The 1134-nt window shown below is 44.4% G+C and carries 1 protein-coding gene; it reads left to right on the plus strand.

The window, feature by feature from the left end; all coding sequences use genetic code 11:
• Positions 1-99: 99 nt before the first annotated feature.
• On the plus strand, positions 100-1134 hold a 1035-nt coding region (locus ABLA76_RS18005), incomplete at its 3' end, for an IS4 family transposase (protein WP_348988956.1).

Here is a 1134-nt window from a genome sequence, read left to right on the forward strand (position 1 = left end):
TCATAGACAGGATCTTAAGCAATAACCGTTTATTTTAGATAGAAAAAAGGCTTCATTTATGATCTGATAATCGTCGCCAAACTAATACCAAAACCACGGATGAAGCCTGTGACGATTATCGCTATAAAACACCAGCTAATGCAATTCTTCAGTGATGTTTCTTTGAATAAAATAGCCTTTCAGTGTGGATTTATTCAACGTGTGAGAAATATCGAGCCTCGTGTATTAATCCTCAGCCTTATCGCAGCACTCAGTACCGGTAAAGTTACGTCTATCGCCCAGTTACACCAAAAATTTAATGGCCTGTGCCCCGATAAAAAACAACAGGTCAGTTACCGTCCCTTTTATAATCAGCTACGTAAAACCGCTTTTGTCGAATTTGTCAAAATATTGGTGAGATTTGCTATGGCGCAATGGGCAGATAAATCCGTTGCCATACCCAAGAAACTCACAAAATTTCAAAATGTTATTTTGCAGGATGGCAGTTCATTCAAAGTCCATTCGGCCCTGTCTGATGTTTTTCCTTATCGATTCAGGTCAACTGATGCAGCCGTTGAGTGTCACATGACGCTGTCACTGTTCACCCAGTCGCCGGTTAAGATGACGGTGACTGCGGATACGGCATCAGAGCGGGCTTACCTGCCTGCCCCCGAGACACTGCATGGCCAATTATTACTGGCGGATGCCGGTTATGTCGATTTTGATTATTTTGAGCGGGTATCCTATTCAGGCGGTTCATTTATTGTCCGGGGAAGCAAATCGCTCAATCCTCAAATAATCACAGCCCGCAATGGACAGGGAAAATTATTGCCCAAACTGGCTGATAAGCCTTTGAAATCCATTACACACAGAACCAACCGCTCAGAAGTGCTGGATCTGATTTGTCGGCGTAATGGTTATGAGTTCCGCCTTGTCCGCCGATGGTTTGCCGAAGAAAAACGCTTCTGCCTCTGGCTGACGAATTTGTCTGTGGAAGCGTTTACAGCCAGTGACATCATGGATATTTATCGTTGCCGCTGGCAAATAGAGCTGTTGTTCAAAGAGCTAAAATCGCATACAAATTGGCACGGATTTACCACCAGGAAAGAAACGATAGCCACGGGACTGATCTGGCTCAGTTTACTGGCACTGCTG

This window comes from Xenorhabdus sp. SGI240, assembly GCF_040081915.1.
Taxonomy (GTDB): Bacteria; Pseudomonadota; Gammaproteobacteria; order Enterobacterales; family Enterobacteriaceae; genus Xenorhabdus; species Xenorhabdus bakwenae.